Origin of the sequence: Paraburkholderia guartelaensis (assembly GCF_004353905.1) — a bacterium.
Classification (GTDB): domain Bacteria; phylum Pseudomonadota; class Gammaproteobacteria; order Burkholderiales; family Burkholderiaceae; genus Paraburkholderia; species Paraburkholderia guartelaensis.
In genome coordinates this window covers 19,000-44,483 of the sequence record NZ_SMOD01000040.1, presented here as the reverse complement: position 1 = coordinate 44,483, position 25,484 = coordinate 19,000, and the positions used below count along the sequence as shown (strand labels likewise).

Genomic DNA, 25,484 nt, shown 5'->3' with positions numbered 1-25,484 from the left:
GCAGAAAACGGCGCGGCGGCACGGTGGCTAGACGCGCAACGGCGCGCGCAAAAGAAAAAAGCGCACGGTGCTCCGTGCGCTTCGACAGGGAAGGCAAGTCACTCGCCGCGCAAACAGGGCTTCGCGGCCAGAATAAAGCTCAGTCGCCGAACAGCTTCTGGCGCAGTTCGCGGCGCTCTTGCGCTTCGAGCGAGAGCGTGGCGGTCGGGCGCGCGAGCAGACGCGGGATGCCGATCGGCTCGCCCGTTTCTTCGCACCAGCCGTAGTCGCCGGAATCGATGCGCGCGAGCGATTGCTGCACCTTCTTGAGCAGCTTGCGTTCGCGGTCGCGCGTACGCAGCTCGAGCGCATGCTCTTCTTCGATCGTCGCGCGGTCGGCCGGATCGGGAACGATCACGGTTTCGCGCAGATTCTCGGTGGTCTGGCCCGCATTGCGGAGGATTTCCGCCTGCAGCTGTTCGAGCCGGTTCTTGAAGAAGGCGAGCTGATCCTCGTTCATGTAATCCTTGTCGCTCATCTTCAGGATTTCGGCTTCGGTCAAGAGTCGTTTCGTCGTCATCTGGCTTGCTTCTTCAATGAGTGAGGCAAAACTGGCACATCTTGCCTGCACTTTTGTGTTGCCCGCAGTGGCCGCGGTGGCCGTTACCAACCTTTACCACTTTGCCAGGCGCAGTTACCGCGCCGTTATATGCGCGCTGGCGGGCACGGACGATGAACTGTCGTGACGCCCGAAGCGCCGCTGCGGGGCCGAACTCCTCTGGAAACCGGTCATCAGATGCTCCTGAGGCATATATCGTACCGACTGCGCGCTGCGACGCGATGCGCTGCCGGCGGGGCGTCCCTCGGCTGAATTCCGGGGCACCTCTCTTCCAGTGGGGCCGTATTGTAACCGAACCGCAAACTCGCGCCGCAAGCGGGAAATCCCTGCTGTGGCCCGCCTGTCACCAGACCGTTTGCGCACCGGTCGATATCCAGAAAATATAACGCGCCAATCGTGAAAAAGCGATGGTCGGGTACGTTATTTGACGCACAGAACCGGAAGGAATTCTTTGCGCAGGCGGCAAACTTGGCGTCGCCGTGCGCAAACTCCAGACGAAAACGCCCGGCAGCGAGCCGGGCGTATCGGGAAAAGCGGGGAAGCCGGTCAGGCGAGGCAGGCGTCGAGCCCGTCGGTGATGAGGTCCTGCGGCAGCTCGATGCCGATGAACACCATCTTGCTGCCCTTCTTCTCGATCGGCAGCCACTTGGCGGCCAGGTCGCTGCCCATCATCTGGTGCACGCCCTGGAACACCACCTTGCGGTCCACGCCCTTCATGTAGAGCACGCCCTTGTAGCGCAGGAGGCGCTCGCCGTAGATCTGCAGGATGCCGCCGAGGAAGTCTTCGAGGCGGTTCGGATCGAACGGGCGGTCGCTGCGGTAGACGAACGATTTGATCTTGTCGTCGTGGTGCGCGTGATGGTGGTGGGCGTGATCGTGGCCTTCGTGGCTGCACTGGCCGTGATCGTGGTCGCAATCGGCGTGATCGTGGTCATGCGCGTGATCGCGATGCGCATGAGCGTGATCGTCTTCGGCGAGGAAGTCGGGGTCGATTTCGAGCTTGGCGTTCAGGTTGAAGCCGCGCAGGTCGAACACTTCCTTGATGTCGGCCTCGCCGAAATTCACCTGGCGGATCTGCGCCTTCGGGTTCATGTGCAGCACGCGATGACGCAGATCGGCGAGTTCCGTTTCGTCGACGAGGTCGGCCTTCGTGATGAAGAGGCGATCGGCGAAACCGACCTGGCGCTGCACGACTTCGTGCTCGTCGAGCTGATGGTTGCCGTGCTTGGCGTCCACGAGCGTGATGATCGCGTCGAGCAGGAATTCGTCGGCGATCTCGTTATCCATGAAGAACGTCTGCGCGACCGGGCCCGGATTGGCGAGGCCGGTGGTTTCGATCACCACGCGGTCGAAGTCCAGCTTGCCGTCGCGCTTTTGCTGCGCGAGGTCTCCGAGCACGCGCGCGAGGTCGCCGCGAATCGTGCAGCAGATGCAGCCGTTGCTCATCTGGATGATCTGCTCGGTGCTGTCCTGCACGAGGATTTCGTTGTCGATGTTCTCTTCGCCGAACTCGTTCTCGATCACGGCGATTTTCATGCCGTGCTTTTCGTTCAGGATGCGCTTGAGCAGCGTGGTTTTGCCGCTGCCGAGAAAGCCGGTCAGGATGGTGACGGGAATCATGCTGGTTGCCATGCTGTCTGCCTGGTAGGTGTTCGAGGGGTACGTTCAGGCGCGCCGCTTCGTGCTGTCGCTGCCTTCGAGTGTTACAACATAACTTCCTATTGAAACATATCTGCGCCGCGCCCGCATGCGGCGGCCGGGCGCGAGACCCAATCGGGGCGCGAACAGAGCGCCATCAAGGCGTTCCAGCGCGCCGCCGAAAAGTCTCAAGTAAGGCCGTCTCAGGCGATTTGCAACAGCAGGCCCTTCAGATATTCGCCTTCCGGGAATGCCGTGAGCAGCGGATGATCCACACCGGCGCCAAGGCGCTTGAGGATACGCGCGTCCACCTTCGCGTCGGCAGCGGCGCCCGCAACGATCTTCTGGAACAGCGCCGAATCGATCGCACCCGAGCACGAATACGTGAACAGCAGACCGCCCGGACGCAGCAGCTTGAAACCCGTGAGATTGATGTCCTTGTAGGCGCGCGCGGCGCGGTCCACGTGCTCGCGCGAGGCCGCGAACTTGGGCGGATCGAGCACCACGAGATCGAAGCGCTCGCCGTCGTCGTAGAGGCGGCGCAGCGTCTTGAAGGCGTCGGCGTCGAGCCAGGTCGCGAGCGCGGCGTCGAAGCCGTTCGCCTCGACGTTCTTCTGCGCCGTGGCGAGCGCTTCGCCGGAGGAATCGATCGACACCACGCGTTTCGCGCCGCCCTTCATGGCCGCGAGCGAGAAGCCGCCGGTGTAGCAGAAGCAGTTGAGCACCTCACGCTCGCGCGCGTACGTCTGCACGAGCGCGCGGTTGTCGCGTTGATCCACGTAGAAACCGGTCTTGTGGCCGTTGCGCACGTCCACGTGATAGCGCACGCCGTTCTCGCTCGTGATGATCGTGGCCGGCGGTTCGTCGCCGGCGAGCAGGCCCGTGATCTGTTCGAGCCCTTCCTTCTCGCGGATCGACACGTCCGAGCGCTCGTACACGTTCGGGCAGCCCGTGGCCGACGTGAGTGCGGCGACGATCGCCTCCTTCCACGCCTCGACGCCCGCCGCCATGAACTGGCACACGAGCTGGCCGCGGCCGCTTTGTGCAACATCCCCGCCATCTTCGATGTAGTAGTCGACGATCAGGCCAGGCAGCCCGTCGGCCTCGCCGAAGATGAGGCGCACCGCGCCCGTGCCGCTCACCATCGCGCGGCGGTCGGCCACGGCGCGCTGCACGCGCCGCTTGAAGAACGCGTGGTCGATCGGCTCGTTTTCGTCGAAGCTCCACACGCGCGCGCGGATCTGCGAATGCGGGCTGTAGGCGGCGCGCCCGAGAAAGCGGCCGTCGGCCGAGCGCACGATGACGGTGGCGCCCGGCGTGGGCTTGCCTTCCACGTGGTCGATCGCGTTCGCGTAGACCCACGGATGGCGGCGCAGCAGGGATTTTTCTTTGGACGGCTTGAGGGTGACGATATTCATGATGGCTTCAATGCTGGGTAACGGCACGGATATCGCGCAGCGTTGCGCGAGTGCCGCGGCGTATCAATCGCGCTTCTTGGCGCGTGGATGCGCAGTGTCGTAGACCTTCGCGAGATGCTGAAAGTCGAGCGACGTATAGACCTGGGTGGCCGAGATGCTCGCGTGGCCGAGCAGTTCCTGCACGGCGCGCAGGTCGCCGCTCGACTGCAGCAGATGGGTGGCGAACGAGTGCCGCAGCACGTGCGGGTGCACGTTCGCGGGAATCCCCGCCGCGATGGCGGCGCGCTTCACGCGCTCGCGCACCACGCCCGGCGCCATGCGGTTGCCGCGCACGGAGAGAAAGAGCGGGGCGTCGTCGTGCTTCACGAAGGCGCTGCGGGCGGCGAGCCAAGCGTCTAGCGCGTCGAGCGCCTTGCGCCCGACCGGCACCATGCGGTGACGATTGCCCTTGCCCAGTACCTCGACTTCGGCGGCTTCGCGCTTGAGCCAGCCCGCCGATTCGTAGCCGTCGCGCTTTACGTAACGCACGTCAAGTCCGACGAGTTCGGCGAGACGCAGCCCCGAGGAGTAGAACAGCTCGAGCATCGCGCGGTCGCGCAATGCCTCCGGGCCGCCTTCTTCCGAGCCGGCGACGGCAGGCGCTTCCATGAGATGCGTGGCGTCGTCGACGGAGAGTGCCTTTGGCAGTGTCTTGGCGCGCTTGGGCGCACGCACGGCGGCCACGGGATTCGCGTCCATTTCGATGCGCCCCGCGAGCCAGCGATAGAAGGCGCGCCAGGCCGACAGCCGGTGCGCGATCGAGCGCGCCGAGAGGCCGCCCGCATGCGCGCGCGCCACCGCGCCGCGCACTTGCGCGGCGGTGACCGTTTCGAGCGGCTTGCCGTTGGCGAGCTTCTTCAGCTCGTCGAGTTCATGCGTGTAGCCGCGCAGCGTGTGCTCCGAGAGCCGCCGCTCGTGTTCGAGCATCGCGAGATAGTCGGCGATCGGATCGGTTGGGTTCACGTTGGGCGGCTTCGGTGTGTTTCAGTGCGGCAGCAGGCGCGAGAGCGCCGCGCTCGCCAGTGCACCGATCTGCGTGAGAAAGTCGGTGGCCATGCCTTCGTGGAAGCGGCGCGGGTCGGGCGAGCCCATCACCAGCAGGCCGAAGGCTTCGCCCACAGGCGCGTCGTTCGAGGCCACGGCGGGAGCGCGCAGCGCGATGATCGCGACCGATTCGGCGGCGCCGTCGCTCGAGTCGAGCCACTGCGCGGCCTCGAAGCCGGTGTTCGCGCCGCAATACGGCGTGTCGAGACTATTCGCGAAGATACGCACTTCCTCGCCGGTATGGCGCGCGAAATCGGCCTGGCTGTAGGCTTCGGCCACGTCCCACACGCGCAGCGCCGCTTGCGGCATGTCGAACACGTCGCGCAGGTTCTGCGTGATCGAGCGCGGCAGCGCGTACGGATCGCGCTCGGCGATCATGCGCGTGGTCCAGCGATTGAACTTCGCGGCGATCGAATCGTTCTCGTGGCCGTAGCGCAGCAGCTCAGAAAGACGCCGCTCGAGATGCTTGTTCTTCTCGCGCAGCATTTCCATCTGGCGTTCCTGCAGCGAGACGGCAGCCTTGCCGTGCGGATTGCCTAGCTTGATCGTCGCGAGCAGTTCGGCGTGCTCAACGAAAAAATCGGGGTGGGCGAGCAGATAGTCGGCAACTTCGCGATCGTTCATGTTGTGGACGCGTTGTAGTTGTGAAGCGCGCACGTCGGCGCGCAGTCTGTCATGCGGTTGATTGCTTTTGAATATTCACGCGGCGCGACGTTCTCTCATTGCGCGCGCCGCCTGAGGCCGATAGTGCGCGCTAGTCGGCCAGCTCGATCTCGCCTTCGAACACCGTGGTGGCCGGGCCCGCCATGGTGAGCGCGGCGGATTCGTCGCGCGCGCCGTCCCAGGCGATGGTCAGCATGCCGCCATGGGTATGCACCTTCACGGGCGTGTCGAGCAGCCCGCGGCGAATGCCCGCCGCGACAGCCGCGCACGCGCCCGTGCCGCACGCGAGCGTTTCGCCCGCACCGCGCTCGAATACGCGCAGCTTCACTTCGTGGCGCGAGACGATCTGCATGAAACCCGCATTCACCTTGTTCGGGAAGCGTGCGTGCGTTTCGATGAGCGCGCCTTCGGCCTTCACCGGATACGCCTCGACGTCTTCCACGACCTGCACCGCATGCGGGTTGCCCATCGAGACGACCGACACCCAGCGCCGGGCGCCGTTCACGTCGAGCGGCCAAAGCGTGTCGTTGCCTTCGCGGCGGCCTTCCAGGCCGTTCGCGTTGAACGGCACGAGCGCCGGTTCGAACTCGGGGCGGTCCATGTCGACCACGACTTCACCGTTTTCCTGCACGACGAGCGTGATCGTGCCCTTCTGCACCTGCACGCGCACCCGGTTCGAATCGGTGAGCTTGCGGTCGCGCACGAATTTCACGAAGCAGCGCGCGCCGTTGCCACAGTGCTCGACCTCGCCGCCGTCGCAATTGAAGATGCGATAGCGGAAGTCGACGCCTTCCACGGTCGGCTTCTCGACCAGCAGCAGCTGGTCCGCGCCGATGCCGAAGTGGCGATCGGCGAGCGCGCGCACACGCTCGGGCGTGAGCGCGAGGTCCTGGCTGTAGCCGTCGAGCACGACGAAGTCGTTGCCCGCGCCGTGCATCTTGGTGAATTTGAGTTTCATGCCGTCATTGTAAGCGAGGCCCGGGCGAAAACCCGGGCCTCGATCGTGTGCGCAACGCTCAGTTATAGACGCTCGGCTCGCCAGGCGGCCGCGTCTTGAAGCGCTTGTGGACCCAGTAGTACTGCTCGGGAATGCGCGGAATCTGCTCTTCGAGGAAAGCGTTCATGCGGCGCGCGTCGAGATCATCGTCACCGGTTGGATAATTTTCCCAAGGTTTGAACACTTTCAGCCGATAACCCTTGTAATTGGGCAACACCTCGCCGATGAACGGTACCACCTGCGCATGACCCACCTTCGCCAGACGTCCCACCGCAGTGAGCGTGCATGCCGGCACGCCAAAGAAGGGCACGAACGTGGAATTGCGCATGCCGTAGTCCATGTCGGCGCCGAGCATCACGGGTTTCTTGTCGCGCAGCCAGCGCAGCACGGCGCGCGCGCTGTCCGCGCGGCTCACCATTTCCGCGCCGAAACGGCTGCGTCCCGCCTTGGCCGCGGCTTCGAATTCCGGGTTCGAGAACGGCTGGTAGAGCGAGCCACACGGCCGGTGCAGCGAGTAGTTCAGAAACATGGAGCCCGCCTCGATGCCCACGAAATGCAGGCCGAGGAAGAGCGTAGGCGGCAGGTTCGGATCGGTGAGATCGATCTCGCTGTCGAGCTCGACGATTTTCTCGAGCTTCTTCGCCGAGGCGAACCATTGCACGCTGCGCTCCATGTAGCTGCGAATGGCGTGACGGAAGTGCAGCCCCGCCACTTCCTCGCGCTTTTCGTCGCTCCACTCGGGGAAGCACAGGCGCAGATTCGTATGAACGACGCGTTTGCGCCGGCTCGGGATTTTGTAGAGCAGCCAGCCGAGGCCGTCGCCCAGACGCGCGACGAAGCCATAGGGCAGGATCGCGAACAGCTTGAGCAAGCCGATGGCGAAACGGGAGCCGAGTTTGCCTATCATGCGGCAACTCCGCGGCAGGGCTTGCGAACTGTGGAAGGGGCGATGAGCGGCACGCGGGGGAGACTCTGCGACAATTTAAGGAAGTCGCTATAATAAGGGCTTCGCCGAGTTAATAGACAACTTGCGGGGCGAAGCCGGTGGGCTGTGAACTACGCGTGATCGAACGCGAATCATGGCAGCCGGGCAGCAATTCCGCTAAAGCGTCGCCGCTTCAAAGCTCCCGAAGCTGGCTACGTGAACTCAACCGTCACCAGCTACAAGGAGCTAGACAAGTGGCAAACGACTATTTCTTCACCTCCGAATCCGTCTCCGAAGGCCATCCGGACAAGGTCGCCGACCAGATCTCGGACGCGATCCTCGACGCCATCCTCACGCAAGACAAGTACTCGCGCGTTGCAGCGGAAACGCTCTGCAACACGGGTCTCGTCGTGCTCGCCGGTGAAATCACCACGACGGCCAACGTCGACTACATCCAGGTCGCGCGCGACACCATCAAGCGCATCGGCTACGACAACACCGACTACGGCATCGACTACCGCGGCTGCGCGGTGCTCGTCGCTTACGACAAGCAGTCGCCGGACATCGCCCAGGGCGTGGACCGCGCGCACGACAACAACCTCGACCAGGGCGCCGGCGACCAGGGCCTGATGTTTGGTTACGCGTGCGACGAAACGCCCGAGCTGATGCCGCTGCCGATCCACCTTTCGCACCGCCTGGTCGAGCGCCAGTCGAACCTGCGCCGCGACGGCCGTCTGCCCTGGCTGCGTCCGGACGCGAAGTCGCAGGTCACGATCCGCTACGTCGACGGCAAGCCGCACGCGATCGACACCGTCGTGCTCTCGACGCAACACTCGCCGGACATCGACCTCGGCACGCTGCGCGAAGCCGTGATCGAAGAAGTCATCAAGCCGGTGCTGCCGACCGAGCTGATCAAGGGCGACATCAAGTTCCTCGTGAACCCGACCGGTCGCTTCGTGATCGGCGGCCCGCAGGGCGATTGCGGTCTCACGGGCCGCAAGATCATCGTCGATACGTACGGCGGCGCAGCCCCGCACGGCGGCGGTGCGTTCTCGGGCAAGGATCCGTCGAAGGTGGACCGCTCGGCCGCCTACGCCGGCCGTTATGTCGCGAAGAACATCGTGGCCGCCGGCCTCGCGTCGCGCTGCCTGATCCAGGTGTCGTACGCAATCGGCGTGGCTGAGCCGACCTCGGTCATGGTCAACACGTTCGGCACCGGCAAGGTTTCGGACGCGACCATCACGAAGCTCGTGCGCGAGCACTTCGACCTGCGTCCGAAGGGCATCATCCAGATGCTCGACCTGCTGCGCCCGATCTACGAAAAGACCGCCGCTTACGGCCACTTCGGCCGCGAAGAGCCGGAATTCTCGTGGGAAGCGACCGACAAGGCGCTCGTCTTGGCCGAAGCCGCTGGCACGGAGCCGGTGAGCGCAGCTGTCGCGTAAGCGTTCGCATAAGCCGGCCTCGCGCCGGCTTAAGTGAAGAAAGCGAAGAAAAACCCCGCAGGGCGAAAGCCCGTGCGGGGTTTTTTGTTTTCTGCGGATTGCGCGGTGTAGGCCGCGCGGGCCTTAACGCATCGCGAAGCCGAACCAGCCCGCGCTGCTCGTGGCCATACGGCGCGGCTTGCGCGTGCTGCGCGCCACATGAACCGTGGAGGGCGCGGCGAGCGTGCGCAGCGGCGCGTTCGGGCGATAGAGCAGCGTGCGCAGCGAGAAGTGGCGCACGCCCGAGCGCAAGCGCAGCACGGCGAAGAACGAATGGAACCAGGTGCGCATGCTGTCGACGGGCTTCGCTTCGCGCACTTGTTGCGAGAGCGCGCGGGTACGGGCGGCGTGGTGTCGCAGGGCGCGCACGAGGTGACGGCGGGCGGGTCGTGCCGCTTTCAGGGCTGTGTGGGCGGCGTGGGTCATGCGTTGCGTATTGAAAAGGGTATGCATGGCGGTTGAGCAATCGGTTCGAGGTGCGCCTTGCGCGACGCTTGGCGTCGAGCAGCAAACGTGCCTGTCTTCCAGGGCGTCACGATCTGGGTGGACGGGAGACGGGCCGCATGGCGCGGTGTAGGACGCGACGCGACGGATTCTTCTGTTGGAGCGCCTTGAGTGGCAAGGCGTTCACGGCGATCCGTCCGTGCGATGAGAATTCGGCGAAGTGATACAACATGCGCGACAGGCTACACGCGAATCATGACGGCAGAAAGTCCGTTAATACCCGGCCCTGCGCGTCTTTGATGCACACGATCCCGCCCTTTGTCTTCATCGCGGTGCGCGTGCGCCATTCGCGTGCGGTGCGATCTGCGGCGCGTATGGAGCCACCTCGTGTGACAGCGTGGTCCTTCCCGCCGTGCCGGCACGCTTTACAATCGATGAGTCGGCGCGCGCCGACGCCGCTGCCTTGTCGTTTAATGAAGCGACGAACGCAGGCTGCGGCCCTTGCTCGCATCGAGATCGCATAACGGAAGTCCCATGTCAGTCCAGTCAAAGAAAGAACAGGTCCAGGCGCTGCGCGAGCGCGGCTTCGTGGTCGTGCCGGGGCTCGTCTCGCCCGAGCGCTGCGAGGCGATCAAGCGGGTTGCGCAGGAGCAGTTGCAGGCGGCTGCCGCGCCGCTCGAATTCGAAGCCGATTTGCGCTACCCTGGCGCGCCCGATTCGAAGGACGCCCCTGGCGGCCACACGGTGCGGCGCCTGCTCGACGCCTACTCGCGCCACGCGCTGTATCGCGAATGGGCCACGTCGCCGGAAATCGCGGGATGGATGGAGCTGTATTTCGGCGAGGAGCCGGTCCTGTCGCGCGTGCATCACAACTGCATGATGACGAAGCACCCGCACTACGGCAGCCTCACGGGCTGGCACCGCGACGTGCGCTACTGGTCGTTTGAGCGCGACGACCTCGTTTCGGTCTGGCTCGCGCTCGGGCCGGAGAAGATGGAAAACGGCGGCCTGTGGTTCGTGCCGGGCTCGCACGACGCGCCGTTCACCTCGGATAAGTTTGACGCCGCAAAATTCTTCCGCGCCGACCTGCCCGAGAACAAGGTGTGGATCGACCGCGCCATCGCTCCGACGCTCGCCGCCGGCGATGTGGTCTTCTTCCACTGCAACACGCTGCATTCGGCGGGGCAGAACCAGAGCGATCAGGTGAAGTTTTCGCTCGTGTACACGTATCACGGCGCGAGCAACGTGCCGCTGCCGGGCACGCGCTCGGCGTCGAAGCCCGAGGTGAAGTTCTGAGCCGGCGCAGCAGTGCTGGCGCTTAGCGTCGGCGCCCCGACATCGCGAGCCCGGTGATGCCCGCGAGCGTCGCAGCGATGCCGCCCCCAATCAGGAGGATCGTGCGGTTGGTGGGCGCGCCGGTGAAGAGGCGCGACATGTCGTTCGCGAACGAATGGAGCGACTGGCCGCCGAAGTACAACAGGACGACGCCACAGGCGATGAGCGCGATCGAAATCGCTTTGGCCATGAACAACCTCTCGCAAAGGATGGACGCCGCAGTGTAGGCGAGTGGCCGCGGCGCGTCCAGGGTGCGGCTTTTCCACCGGCCCGACACGCGCTGCCACGCACGTTCTCATCGCCTTTCCCGCATAGTGGGCATCTGCACGGCTTGGGCGGATTGGCTAACATAGCTGCCTCACGCGAGCGGCGCGCTTAACGGCGCGTCGCGCCCATCCCTTCGCTCACTTCCCGTTTTCGCCGAGGATTCAGACCATGGCTTACGAAGCAGCCTCAGAACGCTATTCGGAGATGCAGTACCGCTTTTGCGGCAAGTCGGGGCTCAAGCTGCCCGCGCTGTCGCTCGGTCTGTGGCACAACTTCGGCGACACCACGCCGATCTCGACCCAACGCGACATCCTGCGCACCGCGTTCGATCTCGGCATCACGCACTTCGACCTCGCGAACAACTACGGCCCGCCGTACGGCAGCGCCGAAACGAACTTCGGCCGCATTTTCAAGGACGATTTCCGTCCGTACCGTGATGAACTGCTGATCTCCTCGAAGGCGGGTTGGGACATGTGGCCGGGCCCGTACGGCCAGGGCGGCGGCTCGCGCAAGTACGTGCTCGCGAGCCTCGACCAGAGCCTGCAGCGCATGGGCCTCGACTACGTCGACATCTTCTATTCGCACCGCTTCGACGTGGAAACGCCGCTCGAAGAAACGGCGGGCGCGCTGGCCACGGCCGTGCAGCAGGGCAAGGCGCTCTATGTCGGCATCTCGTCGTATTCGCCTGCGAAGACGCGCGAAATGGCGAAGCTCCTCGCCGAATACAAGGTGCCGCTGCTCATTCACCAGCCGTCGTACAACATGCTCAACCGCTGGGTCGAAGAAGAACTGCTCGACACGCTCGAGGACCTGGGCACGGGCAGCATTGCGTTCACGCCGCTCGCGCAGGGCGTGCTGACGAACAAGTACCTGAACGGCGTGCCCGAAGACGCGCGCGTGAACCGCCCTGGCGGCGGCTCGCTCAAGAGCGAGCACCTGAGCGCCCAGAACATCGAGCACGTGCGCAAGCTCAACGACCTCGCGCTGCGCCGCGGCCAGAGCCTCGCGCAGATGGCGATCGCCTGGACGCTGCGTGGCGGGCGCGTGACCTCGGCGCTGATCGGCGCGAGCCGCGCAGAGCAGGTGCGCGAGAACGTCGCCGCACTGAAGAATCTGGAGTTCTCGAAGGAAGAGCTCGCGGAGATCGACCGCTATGCGACCGAAGGCGGCGTGAACCTGTGGGAGAAGCCGTCGACCGATCAGCACATCTGAGCGGCATGCTTCTGCCTGCTTCCTGGCGCAAAAACCGCCTCCTCGCGAGGCGGTTTTTTTATGCGCGAACGATAGGGCTTACACAGGCCAAGACCGCACGGCGCGCCGTTCTTCGCTTTGTCATGTGGCCCTGCTAACGTCGCGGCAGCCTTTGCCGCGAGGAATCACCATGGAGTTCTTGAGCGCCGAAACTGAAGCGCTTTCCCCGTCCGCCACCCGCGCTGAACCCGCCAGGCGGCCAACCCTGCCACCCCAGCCCGCAACGGCGCCTCGCACCAACGCCGCGCTGATCGCATTCGCGTTCACGGCGCTCTGCTACGAACTCATCGGATTGCCGCTTTTGCTGGACGCGGCGGGCGGCCCGACGCTCGCCCTGCTGGCGACGCTCGCGCCCGTCGTGCTCGCCACGCCGATTCACTGGGGCCTCATTCACGAAGGCATACACGGACAACTGGCGCGCGACAGGCGCGTGAACGAATGGCTCGCCCGCGCGCTCTCGATCGGTCTGGCGATGCCGTTCGACGCCGTGCGTTTCGGACACCTGATGCATCACCGCTTCACGCGCGAGCCGTTCGACCGGCCCGATGTGCACGATACGCACGACGCGAGCGGCCCGCGCTGGCGTCGTCGCGTGGCGTACTACGGGCGGTTGATGGGTGGCCTCTACCTCGCCGAATTGCTGCTGCCGCTTCTGGCGTTTATGCCGACGCGGATCGCGCGCGCCATCATTGCGCGCGGCGTCGGCGCGCATGGCCACGAAGGTGTGCAGGTGCAGCGGCTCTTCGCAAACCACGCCACCGATCCCGTGAGGCGCCGCCGTGCTCGCCGCGACTGGCTTGCGTCGCTCGCACTCTATGCGGCTTCGTTCGTCCTGTACGGCAAGGCCTGGCCCGTGCTGCTCGCGGCGATGTACCTGCGCGGACTGTGGCTGTCGCTCGCCGATAACCTGCCGCACTACGGCGTCGCGCTCGACGAACCGGGCCGCGCGCGGGATTTTCGCGTGCCGCGCGCGCTGGGCGTGCTGCTGATGAATCACCATCTGCATCGCCAGCATCATCTGCATCCGACGCTGCCGTGGACGGCGCTGCCTGCGCTCGCGCACGCCGAAGAGGCCGCAGGCGCAACGGCGCGAACCGGCTATCTGGCCGCCGCGCTACGTCAGTTCAAAGGGTTGCAGCCGGGTGTCGATCCCGGCTGAGATGGTTGGGGCGAGCGAATGGCGCGCGTGCGCGCAAGCCGCGGCGTCTCGAGCCGCGAGGATGGTGCATCGTCGCTTCGTTACTTCGCGCACCGGCGCATATCGAGCCGCCGTGCGTACGAAGCGTGCGGCAAACGTCCGCTACATCAGCGCCGGTAGCGTCTCGACGAGTGCAACGGCCGCGAGCACGCCGATCAGCGCGCCGATCACGCGCAGCGTGTTGTGTCTGAATTCCGTCGCGCACGGCACCGCGCCAAGAAAGAGCGCGCCAGCGAGGGCCATCGGGATGATCATCACGAAATCGCCGATCGTGAAATAACCTTCCATGCTCGTCTCCTTATCGTATGGGCGACGATGGCTCGCAGTGGTTGTCATTCTCGTCGTCATGCGAATGGCATGACGCTGCGGCCCCGGGCCTGAAATCGAGTATAGGTGAGGGCGGCGAGCACGGCGGCACGCGTGTGCGCCGCCAGGCTCGCGGTGAAGCAGATGCCGCGCCGCAAAAGCCCGCCAGAGGCGGAGCTCCGCTGCGGTGCGATGCGTGTAGCCCGCAAATCGCGAGTTGTCTGAATATTACGGACGCCTTTCGATTGCGGTGGCGCACAGCACACAAGTGCGCTGCTGCGCACGTTGCATGCCGCGTGAGCGGCTTCGCGGGTTCAGGCCGCTCCGGCGCGCTCGCGCCCGCGCAACGTGAGCGCCAATGCGAGCCCCACGGCCAGCAGCACGATCACGAGGCCGGCCACGCCGCCCCAGCCTGCCCCGGCCCAGAAGTGGCCGCCGATCGAACCCATCACGCTCGACCCGAGGTAGTAGGCGAGCAGGTAAAGCGCAGCGGCCTGGCCCTTCGCTTCGCGCGCGAGGCGGCCAACCCAGCCGCTCGCCACCGCATGCCCAGCGAAGAAGCCGATGGTCAAGCAGGCGATGCCCGCCGCAATCGCCGTGAGCGGCGCGAACAGCGTGAGCACGACGCCCGTGAGCATCAACGCGAGACTGGCGATCAGCACGCGTCCGCGCCCGAACGTGTCGGCCATGCGGCCCGACCACGGCGAGGCGACTACGCCCGTCAGGTAGACGAGGAAGATCGCGCCGATGGCCGCCTGGCTCATGTGGTAGGGCGCCGCGATCAACCGGTAGCCGATGTAGTTGTAGAGCGTGACGAAGCTGCCCATCAGCACGAAGCCCATCGCGAACAGCATGGGCAGGCCGGGTCGCGCGAAATGGCGCAGCAGCGCAGCGCGGTGATGCTCGAAACCCAGGCCGCTCTTTGGCGCGAAGTGGCGCGAGGGCGGCAGCAGCGAGCGGAACGCGAACATCGAGGCGAGCCCGAGCACGCCGATCACGGCCACGGCCGCACGCCAGCCGAACAGATCGGTGGCGATGCCCGTGATCACGCGCCCCGCCATGCCGCCGATCGCCGTGCCGCCCACGTAGAGGCCCATCGAAAGGCCGAGGCCGTCCGGGTGCATTTCCTCGGCGAGCCAGGCCATGGCCACGGCGGGCACGCCGCCGAGCGCGATGCCGAGGAGCGTGCGCAGCACGAGCAGCTGATGCCAGTGCGGCACGAAGGCGGTGGCGAGCGTGAGCAGCGACGAGGCGCACAGCGACGCGGTCATCATGCCGCGCCGGCTCCAGCCTTCGGAGACGAAGCCTGCGATGAAGATTGCGATAGCGAGCGCGGCCGTGGTGAACGAGAGCGAGAGGCTGCTCTGCGCGGGGCTGACGCCGAACGTTTCGGAGAACGCGGGCAGGAGCGGCTGCACGCAGTAGAGAAGCGAAAAGGTGGCGTAGCCGGCGAACAGCAGCGCAAGGCTTGCGCGCCAGAATTCGGAGGTGCCGCGTTCGATGTACGGAACGGCGGAGGGCGCGGAAGTGCGCGGGGCGCCCGGTGATGCAGTCACGACAGGATCTCCAGCAATATGGCAAAGGCGCAACGATACGCCTGTTGGGCAAATGGCGTTGTCGAGCGCCGCAGGCCGGGTGCCTGGCGCGATCGCGTGGCTGCTTAGCCCGGAGCGCGCGAGGCGCCCGGTTGCACGCTGCGAGCGGCGCTCGGCGAAGCGCCTTGCGGCCCGCTGGCGGGCTGCGCTTTTTGCGCATCGTCCGGGTGGACCAGCGCCGCATCGCTCGGCAAGTCCCCCGCGTTCCAGCCGCCGCCGAGCGCCTTCACGAGCGCGACGCTCGCCGCCATGCGCCGGCGCGAGATGTCCACGGCCTGGCGCTCGTTGGAGAGCGCAGTGGTTTGCGCAACCACTACGTCGAGATAGGTGATCGCGCCGCTGAGATAGCGATTGTTGATGATGACGAGCGTGCGCTGCGCGGCATCCACCGCGCGGTCCTGGGCGGTTGCCTCCTGCTCCAGCACGCGCAGCGCCGCGAGGTTGTCCTCGACCTCGCCGAAGGCGTCGAGCACTGTCTGGCGATACTGCGCGACGTTCTCGTCGTACTGGGCGCGCGCTTCGTTGCGCACCGCCTCGCGGCCGCCGAAGTCGATCAGCGTGCCCGCGAGCGTCGGCCCGAGCGACCAGAAGCGCGCGGGCGCGACGAGCCACTGGCTGAAGTTGGTCGCTTCCAGCCCGGCCGTGACCGCGAGCATGAGGCTCGGGAAGAACGCCGCCGTCGCCACGCCAACCTGCGCGTTCGCGGCGGCCACGCGACGCTCGGCGGCCGCGATGTCGGGGCGCCGTTCGAGCAGCGTCGACGGCACGCCCGGCGGGCTCGCGATCGCGCGCACCACGTAGGCCTCCTTCGGCGCGGCAGCGAGCGTGAACGTGGAAGGCGACTGTCCGATCAGGATGGCGATGGCGTGCTCGAGCTGCGCGCGCTGCACGCCGAGATCGATCGCCTGCGCCTCGGTGGTCTGCAGTTGCGTTTGCGCCTGGCCCACATCGGCGTCGGTGGCGATGCCGCCCGCGTAACGGTTCTGCGTGAGTTCGAGCGATTCGCGGTAGACCTTGATCGTGTCGTCGAGCAGTTGGCGTTCGCGGTCGATGCCGCGCAGCTCGAAGTAGTCGGTCGCGAGTTCGGCCTGCATGGAGAGCAGCACGGCCTGCATGTCGGCGGCGCCCGCCTGCGCGCTCGCCTTGGCGGCCTCGACGTTGCGCGCGACGCGGCCCCAGATGTCGGGCTCCCATGTGGCGTCGATGCCCACGGAGTAGTCGTTGATCGTTTGACCGGCCTTCGACGTGTACAGGAGATTCTGCGAGGTGCGGTAGCGCGAAAAGTCGCCGCTCGCCGTCACGAGCGGGAAAAAGCTCGAGCGTTGCTGCGCGACGTTCGCGCGCGCCGCGCGAAAGTGCGCCTGCGCGGCCTGCACGTTCTGGTTCGCGCCTTCGACCTGGGCTTCGAGTGTGTCGAGCTTGGCGTCCTCGTAGATCGTCCACCACGCGCCGCGCGACGCGCTATCGTCGGGCTGCGCAATCGTCCAGCCCGTGCCTTCGAGTTCCTTGAACGTCGCGGCTACGGGCATGGTGGGGCGCACGTAGTCGGGGCCCACCTTGCAGCCGCCGAGCGCCGCAAGCACGGCTAGCGTGGCGCACGATAACAGTCGAATACGCGCGTGCTTCATCATTCGCCCTGCGCTTGTGCGTTGCTGCCCGCACCGCTCGCGCCATGCGCCGCACCGGCCTCGTGCTCGCCGTGCGGCTGCACGATGCGCACCGGCGTGCCGTCGACGATTGCGTCCTGCGGATTGACGATCACGCGCTCGTCGCCCGTGAGTCCCGACGCCACCGCGACGCGCGTGCCGAAGTCGGTGCCGAGCGTAACCTTCACGAGCTTCACGCGGTCTTGCGCATCGACGGTCGCCACCTTCACGCCGTCGGGGCGGAACAGGAAGGCGTTGCCGGGCAGCGTCATCGGCGTGCCCGAGCCGTCGAGCGCGAAGTGGACCTGAGCATAAGCGCCGGGCAGCAGTTCGCCGCTGCGGTTGTCCACATCGACTTCGACAAGCATGGTGCGCTGCTGCGCGTCGACCGCGCCCGCCGTGCGCGCGACGATGCCGGGAAAGTGCTTGCCCTGTTCTTCGTTGAGCGTGAGGTACGCATGCTGCTGCACGCGGATCTGCTGCGCGTAAGCCTGCGGCACGTTCGCGTACACGCGCAGACGGTCGGCCTGCGCAAGATGGAACAGCTCCTTTTGCGAGGTTCCGCCGTTGCCCGCGTCGATGAGCGCGCCCACGTCCACGTTGCGCGCCGTGACGATGCCGTCGAAGGGCGCCGTCACGCGTTCGTACGACTGCAGTTGCGAGAGCCGCGAGACGTTGAAGCGCGCGGAATCGAGCGTGGCCTTTTTCGCCAGCATGTCGCCGACTTTTTCGTCGGTGTCCTGTTTCGCCACCGAGCGCGTCTGCAGCATCTGTGTCCAGCGGTCGGCCGTGGTTTTGGCGAGCGCGTAGTTCGCTTCGGCGTTGGCGAGATCGGCGCGCGCGGCGCGCAACTGGTCGTCCACTTCGGGCGCGTCGATTTCGGCGAGCAGTTGACCCGCCTTTACGTGCGCGCCGATGTCGAAGTACCACTTGCGCAGATAACCGTTTGTGCGTGCGTAGATCGGCGTGTCGAGAAAGGCCTGCACGTTGCCGGGCAGCACGAGGTCGAGTGCGCGCGTCGAGCGCTGCGGCGTGACTACCTGCACGGAAAGTGTGCTCGCGCTTTTTGCCTCGCGTTCGAGCGCCGCGTGCGCGCTATGGCGCGACCAGATGCCCTGCGCCGCGAGGCCGAGCACGATGAGCGCGGCGAGCACGATGGGCCAGCGCCGCGATTTGTGAGGCGACGGCTCTTGCGGCGAAGGCGTTTGCGAATGATTCGTCATGACAGGATATTCATGATTTGGGCACCACGTTTTCACTGGCGCGCTGGCGGCGCTCGCCGAGCTTGCGGTAGATGAGCGAGAACACCACGGGTACGAAGATCAGCGTGGCGAGCGTACCCACCGCGAGGCCGCCGATCACGGCGCGCCCGAGCGGCGCATTCTGCTCGCCGCCTTCGCCAAGGCCAATGGCCATCGGCACCATGCCGATCACCATGGCGAGCGCGGTCATGAGCACCGGGCGAAAGCGCGTGTAGCCCGCTTCGATCGCGGCGCGCGCCGCGTCGCCATGCAGGCGCAACTGCTCGCGCGCGAAGCTGATGACGAGAATGGAGTTCGCCGTGGCGATGCCGATACACATGATCGCGCCCGTGAGCGCGGGAATGGAGAGCGTGGTGTGCGTGAGGAACAGCATCCAGACAATGCCCGCGAGCGCGCCCGGCAGCGCCGTGATGATGATGAACGGATCGAGCCACGACTGGAAGTTCACGACGATCAGCAGATACACGAGCACGATCGCGAAGATGAGGCCGCCGAACAGTCCGGAGAACGAATCGTTCATCGTCTGGACCTGGCCGCGCAGCTTGATGCTCGACGTCTTCGGCAATTCGCCGCGCGTCTGGTCGACGATTTTCGCGATGTCGTCGGAAACGGCGCCCAGATCGCGCCCGTCGGCGGTGCCGTAAATGTCGATGGTGGTCTGCGCGTTGTAGTGCGTGACCACCGCGTCGCCCGACACGCGCTGCATGCTCGCGAGCGAGCCGAGTATGTTGCTGCGCCCGTTCGCGGTGAGCGGAATGTTGGCGAGCGATTGCAGCGAATCGATCGTGTATTGCGGGGCTTCGGTCACGACGTTGTAGCTCACGCCGTTGATCGGATTGAGCCAGAACGTGGGCGTGGTCTGCTGGCTGCCCGAGAGCGTGATGAGCAGGTCGCTCGCCACGTCCTTCTGCGTGAAGCCCGCCTGCTGCGCGCGCGTGCGGTCCACGTCGATGAAGATGCGCGGCAGGTCCGCGGGCTGCTGGATGCGCGCGTCGACGAAACCGGGCACGCCGCGCAGCCGCGCGAGCAGCTTCGCCGCGAACGCGCGGTTGCCGGCCACGTCGCGGCCCACGATCTGCACGTCGATGGGGGAAGGCATGCCGAAGTTCAGCGTCTGGCTCACGATATCGGCGGGCAGGAAGGCGAACTGCACGCCCGGGAACTCGTCGTTGAGCGTGCGCCGCAGGAGGCGCACGTAGCCGGCAGTCGCGTGATGGTCCTCGTTCAGCGAGATCAGCACGTCGGCGTCGGACGTGCCGATGGTGCCCGTGTTGCTGTACGAGAGGTTGATGCCCGAGACCGGCAGGCCGATGTTGTCGATGATCGAATGCAGTTCGCCCGGCGGAATCAGCGTGCGCACGCGCTTGTCAATACGATCGACGAGCACGGCGGTTTCTTCCACACGCATGCCGGTTTTCGCGCGCACGTGCAGCGCGATAGTGCCCGCATCGACCTGCGGAAAGAAGTCGCGCCCAAGGAACGGCATGAGCAGCAACGACGCGCCACAGCAAGCGAGAAACGCCACGACGAACCACACCGGATGCTTCACGCGCGCTGCGAGAAACCCGCGATAGCGCTCGCGCAGCCCCTCGAAGCCGCGCTCGAACGCGAGGTGCACGCGCATGAACGGATTGCGCGTCGTGCCATGCGCGTGATGCAGGTCGGCGGGCTTGTGATGATGGCGCATCAGGTACTTCGCGAGCGTGGGCACGAGCGTACGCGAAAAGAAGTACGACGCCAGCATCGCGAACACCACGGCTTCCGCGAGCGGAATGAAGAGGTAATGCGCCACGCCCGTGAGGAGGAACATCGGCACGAACACGATGCAGATGGAGAGCGTGGAGACGAGCGTGGGAATCGCGATCTGATGCGCGCCGTCGAGAATCGCCTGTTCCAGCGTCTTGCCTTGCTCCAGTTGCTGGCTGATGTTCTCGATCGCGACCGTGGCGTCATCGACGAGAATACCGACCGCGAGTGCGAGCCCGCCCAGCGTCATGATGTTGATGGTCTCGCCGAGCGCTGCGAGCACGATGACCGAGGTGATCATCGAAAGCGGGATCGAGATTGCGATGATGAGCGTCGCGCGCCAGTTGCCGAGGAACAGCAGGATCATGAGCGCCGTGAGCGCCGCCGCGATCAGCGCTTCGCGTAGCACGCCCTGCACGGAGGCACGAACGAAGAGGGACTGGTCGGCGACCGGATCGATATTGAGCGACGGCGGCACGAGATTGCGCAGCGTCGGCATCATCTCCTTGATGCGATCGACGATCTCCAATGTGGAAGTGTTGCCGCTCTTGTTGATGGTGAGAAGCGAGGCGCGCTGGCCGTCCACGCGCACGATATTGGTTTGCGGCACGTAGCCGTCGCGCACGTGCGCCACGTCGCGAATGTAGATCGTGCCGCTGTCCGTGGTTTTCACGGGAATGTCGTTCAGGCCCGCTAAGCTATCGGGGCTTGCATTCATCGTCACCGAATATTCGGTTGCGCCGATTTTCGCCGTGCCCGAAGGCAGGATGAGGTTCTGCGCGCTGATCGCGTTCACCACGTCCATGGGCGATAGATTGTGCTGCTGCAGCGCGCGCTGGTTGATGTCGACCATGATCTGCCGCTGCTTGCCGCCATAGGGCAGCGGCGCGGAGGCGCCCGGCACGGTTGCGAGCTGCGTCTTCAGGAAGTTGTTGCCGTAGTCGAACAACTCCTGCTCGGTCAGCTGTGGCGAGGAAAGCGACAGGCGCAGGATCGGCACCGTCGAGGCGTTGTAGCGCAAGATGAACGGCGGCTGGATGCCGGGTGGCAGCGAGCGCAGCTGCGCCTGTGACAGCGCCGTGACTTCGGCGAGCGCTTCCTGGATATTGGCATGCGGCTGAAAGAAGATCTTCACGACCGCAATGCCGTTAAGCGACGTCGATTCGGTGTGCTCGATATCGTTCACCGCCACGGAAAGGCCGCGCTCGTAGTTGAGCACGATGCGCTTTTCCATCTCGTCGGCAGGCAGACCCGTGTAGGTCCAGATCACCGAGAGCACCGGAATGTCGATGTTCGGGAAGATGTCCGTGGGCGTGCGCAGGATCGTCAGCGGCCCGACAATCAAAAGCAGCAACGCGAGCACGACGAACGTGTACGGGCGCTTGAGCGCGAGTCGAACGATCCACATGGAACGGCGGGTTCCTTCGCTGGTGGCGGAGTGTGGCTCGCGCGGCTGGTCCGGCCGCGGTGGCGAGCGTTCAGGTTATCGGTATCGTGGCCGGCTATTCTGGCGCGCGTGAGGTCTTTGCCTGTGCCGCGCCGGGCCTTTGTGGTGCACGGTTTGGACAGGACTATAGCGCCAGTCACCATGCATCAGCGTACTTTTTCAGGGACAGCCCTAGCAAGGGCGCGAAGAATGGGGTTTACCATCTGTTACAGTCAGGTTTTCGTAAGTTGCGCTCGCGAAGCGGGGCAGGGCTATGGCGGCACGAGGCAGCGTTTGCGCGCCGCCGTTGATACACCCCCCTATTTTTTCGCTTTGCTCGGGCGCTCAAACAAGCAACAATGGGGATGCCAAGGGTCCGGCCGTGCTTAAGCGCGCGGCAAGAGCGGGTCGCCCGAGGCGGGTTTGGATGCGCGCGCAACCGATGGTGCGCATCGGTTTTTTTGTCAGCATGCCGACCGGACTTCCTTCGAGGGAGCTGGCGAAGGTAGCGAGGTAACGGGGAAACATCATGCAAATCGGTTCTATCGTCCGTACCGTTCATATCGCCGTGCCACAGGGCGCGCGCGGCATCGTGATGCGCATTCTCGGCGACATGGCGATGGTGACGTGGTATGCCGGGGAGCCTGGCTCGTCGGCGCAGCTCAACACTGAGCCCTTTTTTCTCGAAGATCTGATCGATACGGGCGAGCACGTCATGCCCGCCGGCGCGCAGATCCACTGAGCCTGGGCCTGTGACACGTTGACGAGGCGCGCTTGCGCCTTGTCGCAGGGTTGTGCGCGGCGTTTGTGTTCATCGTGTCTGCCGTGCCCGTCGTGAATACGGCGCGCTCGCCGACACTGCCCGCAAGAGGCACAATTGCGGGTATGAATTACGATCCTTCTCCTGTCCCGGGCGGCCCTTCCGGTCCCGGCGACCAGCAAGCCGCGCCCTATGCGCGCCTCACGCCTGAATGCGTGCTCGACGCTGTCGATGGCGTCCTGATGCCTGCCAACCTCCGCACGGATGGCCGCATGCTCGCGCTCAACAGTTACGAGAATCGCGTGTACCAGGTGGGCGTGGAAGACGGGCAGCCGCTCGTCGCCAAGTTCTATCGCCCCGGGCGCTGGAGTGACGAGGCGATACTCGAAGAGCACGCATTCGTCGCCGAACTCGCCGCGCGCGAGATTCCGGCCGTGCCTGCGCTCGCCTTCGAAGGGCGCACGCTGCACGAGTTCGACGGGTTTCGCTTCTCGTTGTTCGAGCGTCGCGGCGGCCGCGCGCCTGATCTGGACCGCAGCGACACGCTCGAATGGCTCGGCCGTTTTATCGGCCGCATTCACGCCGTAGGCGCGACGAGGCCATACGAGGCACGCCCCACGCTCGACATTCAGTCCTACGGCTACGAGCCGCGCACGTATCTGCTCGAACACGGCTTCGTGCCCGAGGACGTGCGCGAAGCGTGGCAGGCCGCAGTGACGCTTGCGCTCGAAGGCGTCGAGGCGGCCTTCGAGCGCGCGGGCGACGTGCGTTCGTTGCGCCTGCACGGTGACTGCCATCCGAGCAACGTGCTCTGGACCGACGCCGGCCCGCACTTCGTTGACTTCGACGACAGCCGCATGGGTCCCGCTATCCAGGATTTGTGGCTGCTTTTGCCCGGCGATCGCGCAGGCGCTTCGCGTGCGATGGCGGATCTGCTCGCCGGTTATGAGGACTTCTGCGAATTCGAGCCGCGCGAGTTGCATCTCGTCGAAGCGCTGCGCACGCTGCGTCTCATCCACTATTCGGCCTGGCTTGCGCGCCGCTGGCACGATCCCGCGTTTCCGGCCGCCTTCCCGTGGTTCAACACACAGCGCTACTGGGAAGAGCGCATTCTCGAACTGCGCGAGCAGATCGGCGCGATGCAGGAAGGACCGCTCTGGCCCGTTTGAGCCTCATGTGCCGGCTCACTGCGCTCTCGCCGGACTATCCGGCGCGGAGCCCTGCGCAGACGGCTTGACGATCAATTGCGCGCGCAGGTCGCGCGCCATCGTCTCGAACGCCGGGCGCATCTGCGCAAAATCGTCGGCGCTGCATACGTCGCTTGCGAAATGCGTTTGACCCGTCCGCGTGACGCGCAACACATTCGCCTGCGGATCGAGCGCGTACTGCGAACTGAAATCGATGAAACGGTTGTCGGCGTGCTGCGCCATGGGCACGTCGAGCACGCGCATGCCCGGCGGCAGCACGATGCGCGCGCGCTCGGTCATCACCACGTTGCGGCACACGAAGGGCTGCGTGCGCCGCGGTTCGCCGAGCCAGTAGCGCAGATTCGCGTCGAGCCCGCCCACGAAGCTCGTGAGCGTGGGCACGGGCGTGGTCATCTCAGGATCGACGAAGCCGTCGAAGGTGCCCGTGAGCGTGAGCACGAGCGGACCCGCCGTGGCTTCGAGCGGGCTGGACGCGAGCGTGGCGTTGCCGCGCAGGTTGGCGTTGCGCAGCTCCCATTGCAGGGACTCCTCGCGCTGCGCGGGCGTTTGCAGGCGCAGCACGCTGCGCGTCTGTTCGGCGGACCAGCCCTCCGCCTGCAAGCGGTAGATGAAGCGCGCCGAGCCGTCGGGCGCGACCGTGATGTCGAGATCGCTTTCGCGCGTGGTCGTGGCAGTCGGGGGCGTGCGGACCTGCGTGCCGTCGCCGGCGAGCACGGCCTCGCGGTCCATGTCCGTCGACGGTAAATAGCCGAACTCGATGTTGCTCGCCGTGGAATCCGCGAACATCTGCAGATCGGGCAGCCAGGTGATGACGTGATTGATCACGCCGAAGCCCGGCACGCTCGGCAGCGTGTAGACCGTGCCGCTGTTCACGAGCGCCGGCGTGCTGCGGATGCCCACGGCGCCGAGCAGCGCACCGTAGAGCGCGACGTGGTCCTTGCAGTCGCCGTAGCGGTTCGCGAGCACGTCGGTCACGCGGTGCGGCTCGATTTCGCCGCGTCCGATATTCATCGCCACGTAGCGGATGTTGCGGCGCACCCAGTCGTAGAGCGTTTGCGCCTTGGCGCGCGCGGTGTCGTCGTGCTGCGTGAGCGTCTGCGCAAGGCGCACGATGGCCGGGTCGCGCACGGTTGGATCCGCCGACGCCTCGCGATAGACCTTCGCGAAGGCCGCGTAGTCGGGGAAGGTGGACACCATCAGCCGGTCGCCGTAGCTCACGTAGGCGACCGAGCCATACTCGAGGCGCTGGAAGTTCGTCTTGTCGTAGCGGTACTCGTAGCGCGTGCGGCCGTTCAGCGTGGCGGGCGGCAGCACGATGAAGCCGCGTGCGTCGGCGTAGAGCGGCACTTTCGCGGGCAGGTCGTAGATCACGCGAAAGTTGTGCGTGGGCGCGAGGTCGGGCGGCGTGAAGTCGCTGAACCAGCCAGGCACGAGCGGCACGCGCTGGATCTTGCGCCACGTGAGATGCACGCGCGCGCCCGGCTCCACAGCCGGGAACACGATGACCTTGTCCTGCACGTCCTGGAACATCGGGGCGTCGAACGAGCGCACTTCCTGCACGTCGCGGATCTGCTCGGGGCGCACGTCGTGACGCCCGCCCTGGGCGTCCTCGGTCCACGCTTCGAGCACCTCCACGTGGGCCATCTCGCGGTTGAACCACACGTAATACTGGCCCGCGCGCGCAATGCCGGCCTCCGTGTTCACGCGCAGCGTGAGCGAATCGAGCTTGGTGTACGAGCCGTCCGCATTGACGGTGAAGGTCTGCGTTTCCGATTCGTTGGTGTAGGGCGCCTGCGCGGCGCTGCCGGCCGGATTCAGCGTGCCCGCCTCGAGGGGCACCGGTGTGAGCTGCGCCACGCCCGGGCGCAGGTCGGCGGCGAAGGTTCCCGTGGCGGGGCCGAGCACGGCTAGGCAAAGAGCGAGAGCGAGGCGCATGGGGGGCTCGGCAGGTGTCGGGTCGCGGATGAGCGCTACTTCTGCCACTTAAAAGTCATGCAAGGCGCTTGTCAAGCGGATGGCCCGCACACAGCCCGCTGGGAGCCCTGTATCGAGCATTGAGTCTAATGCTGGGCCGCGCAACGACATGCCCGCCTGCGGCGTTCCCCGTGGCGTCATACGGCGTCCGCGCCGATTTGCTGCGCACGCAACAATCGATGAAACGCGGCGGCGCGCGGGCCGTTGTATGGCATATGTATGTTTACCTCATATTGCCAAGGCGGCGCCTGGGGACTAAG

At 65.7% G+C, this 25,484-nt stretch carries 21 protein-coding genes; 6 read left to right on the top strand and 15 right to left on the bottom strand.

Annotated elements, in window-relative coordinates:
* Nucleotides 1-139: 139 nt before the first annotated feature.
* The 7 genes from dksA to E1N52_RS34480 all read right to left on the bottom strand — a co-directional run bounded on the left by dksA (nucleotide 140) and on the right by E1N52_RS34480 (nucleotide 7,304).
* Entirely contained in the window at nucleotides 140-559 is a 420-nt protein-coding gene (gene dksA, locus E1N52_RS34510) for an RNA polymerase-binding protein DksA (RefSeq protein WP_028203189.1), read from the bottom strand.
* Nucleotides 560-1,144: 585 nt separating this feature from the next.
* Nucleotides 1,145-2,218, bottom strand: a complete 1,074-nt coding sequence (locus tag E1N52_RS34505) for a CobW family GTP-binding protein (protein ID WP_484217454.1) — start codon at nucleotides 2,216-2,218, stop codon at nucleotides 1,145-1,147.
* Between the two features lie 221 nt (nucleotides 2,219-2,439).
* Nucleotides 2,440-3,654 (bottom strand): class I SAM-dependent rRNA methyltransferase, encoded by a 1,215-nt coding sequence (locus tag E1N52_RS34500; protein ID WP_133188289.1) that lies wholly within the window; start codon nucleotides 3,652-3,654, stop codon nucleotides 2,440-2,442.
* A gap of 63 nt (nucleotides 3,655-3,717) precedes the next feature.
* A complete protein-coding gene (xerC, locus tag E1N52_RS34495) occupies nucleotides 3,718-4,620 on the bottom strand; it encodes a tyrosine recombinase XerC (RefSeq protein ID WP_246089334.1) in 903 nt (300 codons plus the stop codon).
* A gap of 57 nt (nucleotides 4,621-4,677) precedes the next feature.
* Entirely contained in the window at nucleotides 4,678-5,361 is a 684-nt protein-coding gene (locus tag E1N52_RS34490; protein WP_133188285.1) for a DUF484 family protein, read from the bottom strand.
* A 130-nt stretch (nucleotides 5,362-5,491) separates the two neighbouring features.
* Nucleotides 5,492-6,358: a diaminopimelate epimerase gene (gene dapF, locus E1N52_RS34485; protein ID WP_133188283.1), complete on the bottom strand. Its 867-nt coding sequence runs from the start codon at nucleotides 6,356-6,358 to the stop codon at nucleotides 5,492-5,494.
* A gap of 58 nt (nucleotides 6,359-6,416) precedes the next feature.
* On the bottom strand, nucleotides 6,417-7,304 hold the full coding sequence (locus E1N52_RS34480) for a lipid A biosynthesis lauroyl acyltransferase (RefSeq protein ID WP_133188281.1): 888 nt from the start codon (nucleotides 7,302-7,304) through the stop codon (nucleotides 6,417-6,419).
* 272 nt (nucleotides 7,305-7,576) lie between these two features.
* Here E1N52_RS34480 and metK point away from each other — a divergent pair, with 272 nt between their 5' ends.
* Entirely contained in the window at nucleotides 7,577-8,767 is a 1,191-nt protein-coding gene (gene metK, locus E1N52_RS34475; RefSeq protein WP_133188279.1) for a methionine adenosyltransferase, read from the top strand.
* Nucleotides 8,768-8,890: 123 nt separating this feature from the next.
* Here metK and E1N52_RS34470 read toward each other — a convergent pair whose 3' ends face one another.
* On the bottom strand, nucleotides 8,891-9,259 hold the full coding sequence (locus tag E1N52_RS34470) for a hypothetical protein (RefSeq protein ID WP_133188277.1): 369 nt from the start codon (nucleotides 9,257-9,259) through the stop codon (nucleotides 8,891-8,893).
* A 525-nt stretch (nucleotides 9,260-9,784) separates the two neighbouring features.
* Between E1N52_RS34470 and E1N52_RS34465 the strand changes: the two genes are divergently transcribed.
* A complete protein-coding gene (locus E1N52_RS34465; RefSeq protein ID WP_133188275.1) occupies nucleotides 9,785-10,546 on the top strand; it encodes a phytanoyl-CoA dioxygenase family protein in 762 nt (253 codons plus the stop codon).
* Between the two features lie 22 nt (nucleotides 10,547-10,568).
* Here the strand turns inward: E1N52_RS34465 and E1N52_RS34460 are convergent, their stop codons facing one another.
* Nucleotides 10,569-10,775 (bottom strand): DUF3185 family protein, encoded by a 207-nt coding sequence (locus E1N52_RS34460; protein ID WP_069264683.1) that lies wholly within the window; start codon nucleotides 10,773-10,775, stop codon nucleotides 10,569-10,571.
* A gap of 245 nt (nucleotides 10,776-11,020) precedes the next feature.
* On the opposite strand from E1N52_RS34460, the gene mgrA reads away from it, so the two are divergent.
* Together mgrA and E1N52_RS34450 are read left to right on the top strand one after the other, a co-directional pair.
* A complete protein-coding gene (gene mgrA, locus E1N52_RS34455) occupies nucleotides 11,021-12,064 on the top strand; it encodes an L-glyceraldehyde 3-phosphate reductase (protein WP_133188273.1) in 1,044 nt (347 codons plus the stop codon).
* A gap of 169 nt (nucleotides 12,065-12,233) precedes the next feature.
* Nucleotides 12,234-13,262, top strand: a complete 1,029-nt coding sequence (locus tag E1N52_RS34450; RefSeq protein WP_133188271.1) for a fatty acid desaturase family protein — start codon at nucleotides 12,234-12,236, stop codon at nucleotides 13,260-13,262.
* Nucleotides 13,263-13,403: 141 nt separating this feature from the next.
* On the opposite strand, the gene E1N52_RS34445 is transcribed toward E1N52_RS34450, so the two are convergent.
* The 5 genes from E1N52_RS34445 to E1N52_RS34430 form a co-directional block, all read right to left on the bottom strand.
* Entirely contained in the window at nucleotides 13,404-13,589 is a 186-nt protein-coding gene (locus E1N52_RS34445) for a hypothetical protein (protein WP_028203177.1), read from the bottom strand.
* 332 nt (nucleotides 13,590-13,921) lie between these two features.
* Nucleotides 13,922-15,163: an MFS transporter gene (locus tag E1N52_RS44285; RefSeq protein ID WP_165979506.1), complete on the bottom strand. Its 1,242-nt coding sequence runs from the start codon at nucleotides 15,161-15,163 to the stop codon at nucleotides 13,922-13,924.
* Nucleotides 15,164-15,267: 104 nt separating this feature from the next.
* On the bottom strand, nucleotides 15,268-16,830 hold the full coding sequence (locus E1N52_RS44280; RefSeq protein WP_165979508.1) for an efflux transporter outer membrane subunit: 1,563 nt from the start codon (nucleotides 16,828-16,830) through the stop codon (nucleotides 15,268-15,270).
* Nucleotides 16,830-18,071, bottom strand: coding sequence for an efflux RND transporter periplasmic adaptor subunit (locus tag E1N52_RS34435; protein WP_133188269.1), 1,242 nt, complete (start codon nucleotides 18,069-18,071; stop codon nucleotides 16,830-16,832). Before E1N52_RS34435 ends, E1N52_RS44280 begins: the two co-directional genes overlap by 1 nt.
* 10 nt (nucleotides 18,072-18,081) lie before the next feature.
* Nucleotides 18,082-21,264 carry an efflux RND transporter permease subunit gene (locus tag E1N52_RS34430; protein ID WP_133188267.1) on the bottom strand — a complete coding sequence of 1,061 codons (3,183 nt, stop codon included), beginning with the start codon at nucleotides 21,262-21,264 and terminating at the stop codon, nucleotides 18,082-18,084.
* Between the two features lie 547 nt (nucleotides 21,265-21,811).
* Here E1N52_RS34430 and E1N52_RS34425 point away from each other — a divergent pair.
* Nucleotides 21,812-22,024 (top strand): hypothetical protein, encoded by a 213-nt coding sequence (locus E1N52_RS34425; protein WP_133188265.1) that lies wholly within the window; start codon nucleotides 21,812-21,814, stop codon nucleotides 22,022-22,024.
* 134 nt (nucleotides 22,025-22,158) lie between these two features.
* Entirely contained in the window at nucleotides 22,159-23,211 is a 1,053-nt protein-coding gene (locus E1N52_RS34420) for a serine/threonine protein kinase (protein ID WP_425468184.1), read from the top strand.
* A gap of 15 nt (nucleotides 23,212-23,226) precedes the next feature.
* Here the strand turns inward: E1N52_RS34420 and E1N52_RS34415 are convergent, their stop codons facing one another.
* Entirely contained in the window at nucleotides 23,227-25,185 is a 1,959-nt protein-coding gene (locus E1N52_RS34415) for a DUF3857 domain-containing transglutaminase family protein (RefSeq protein ID WP_133188261.1), read from the bottom strand.
* Nucleotides 25,186-25,484: the final 299 nt, after the last annotated feature.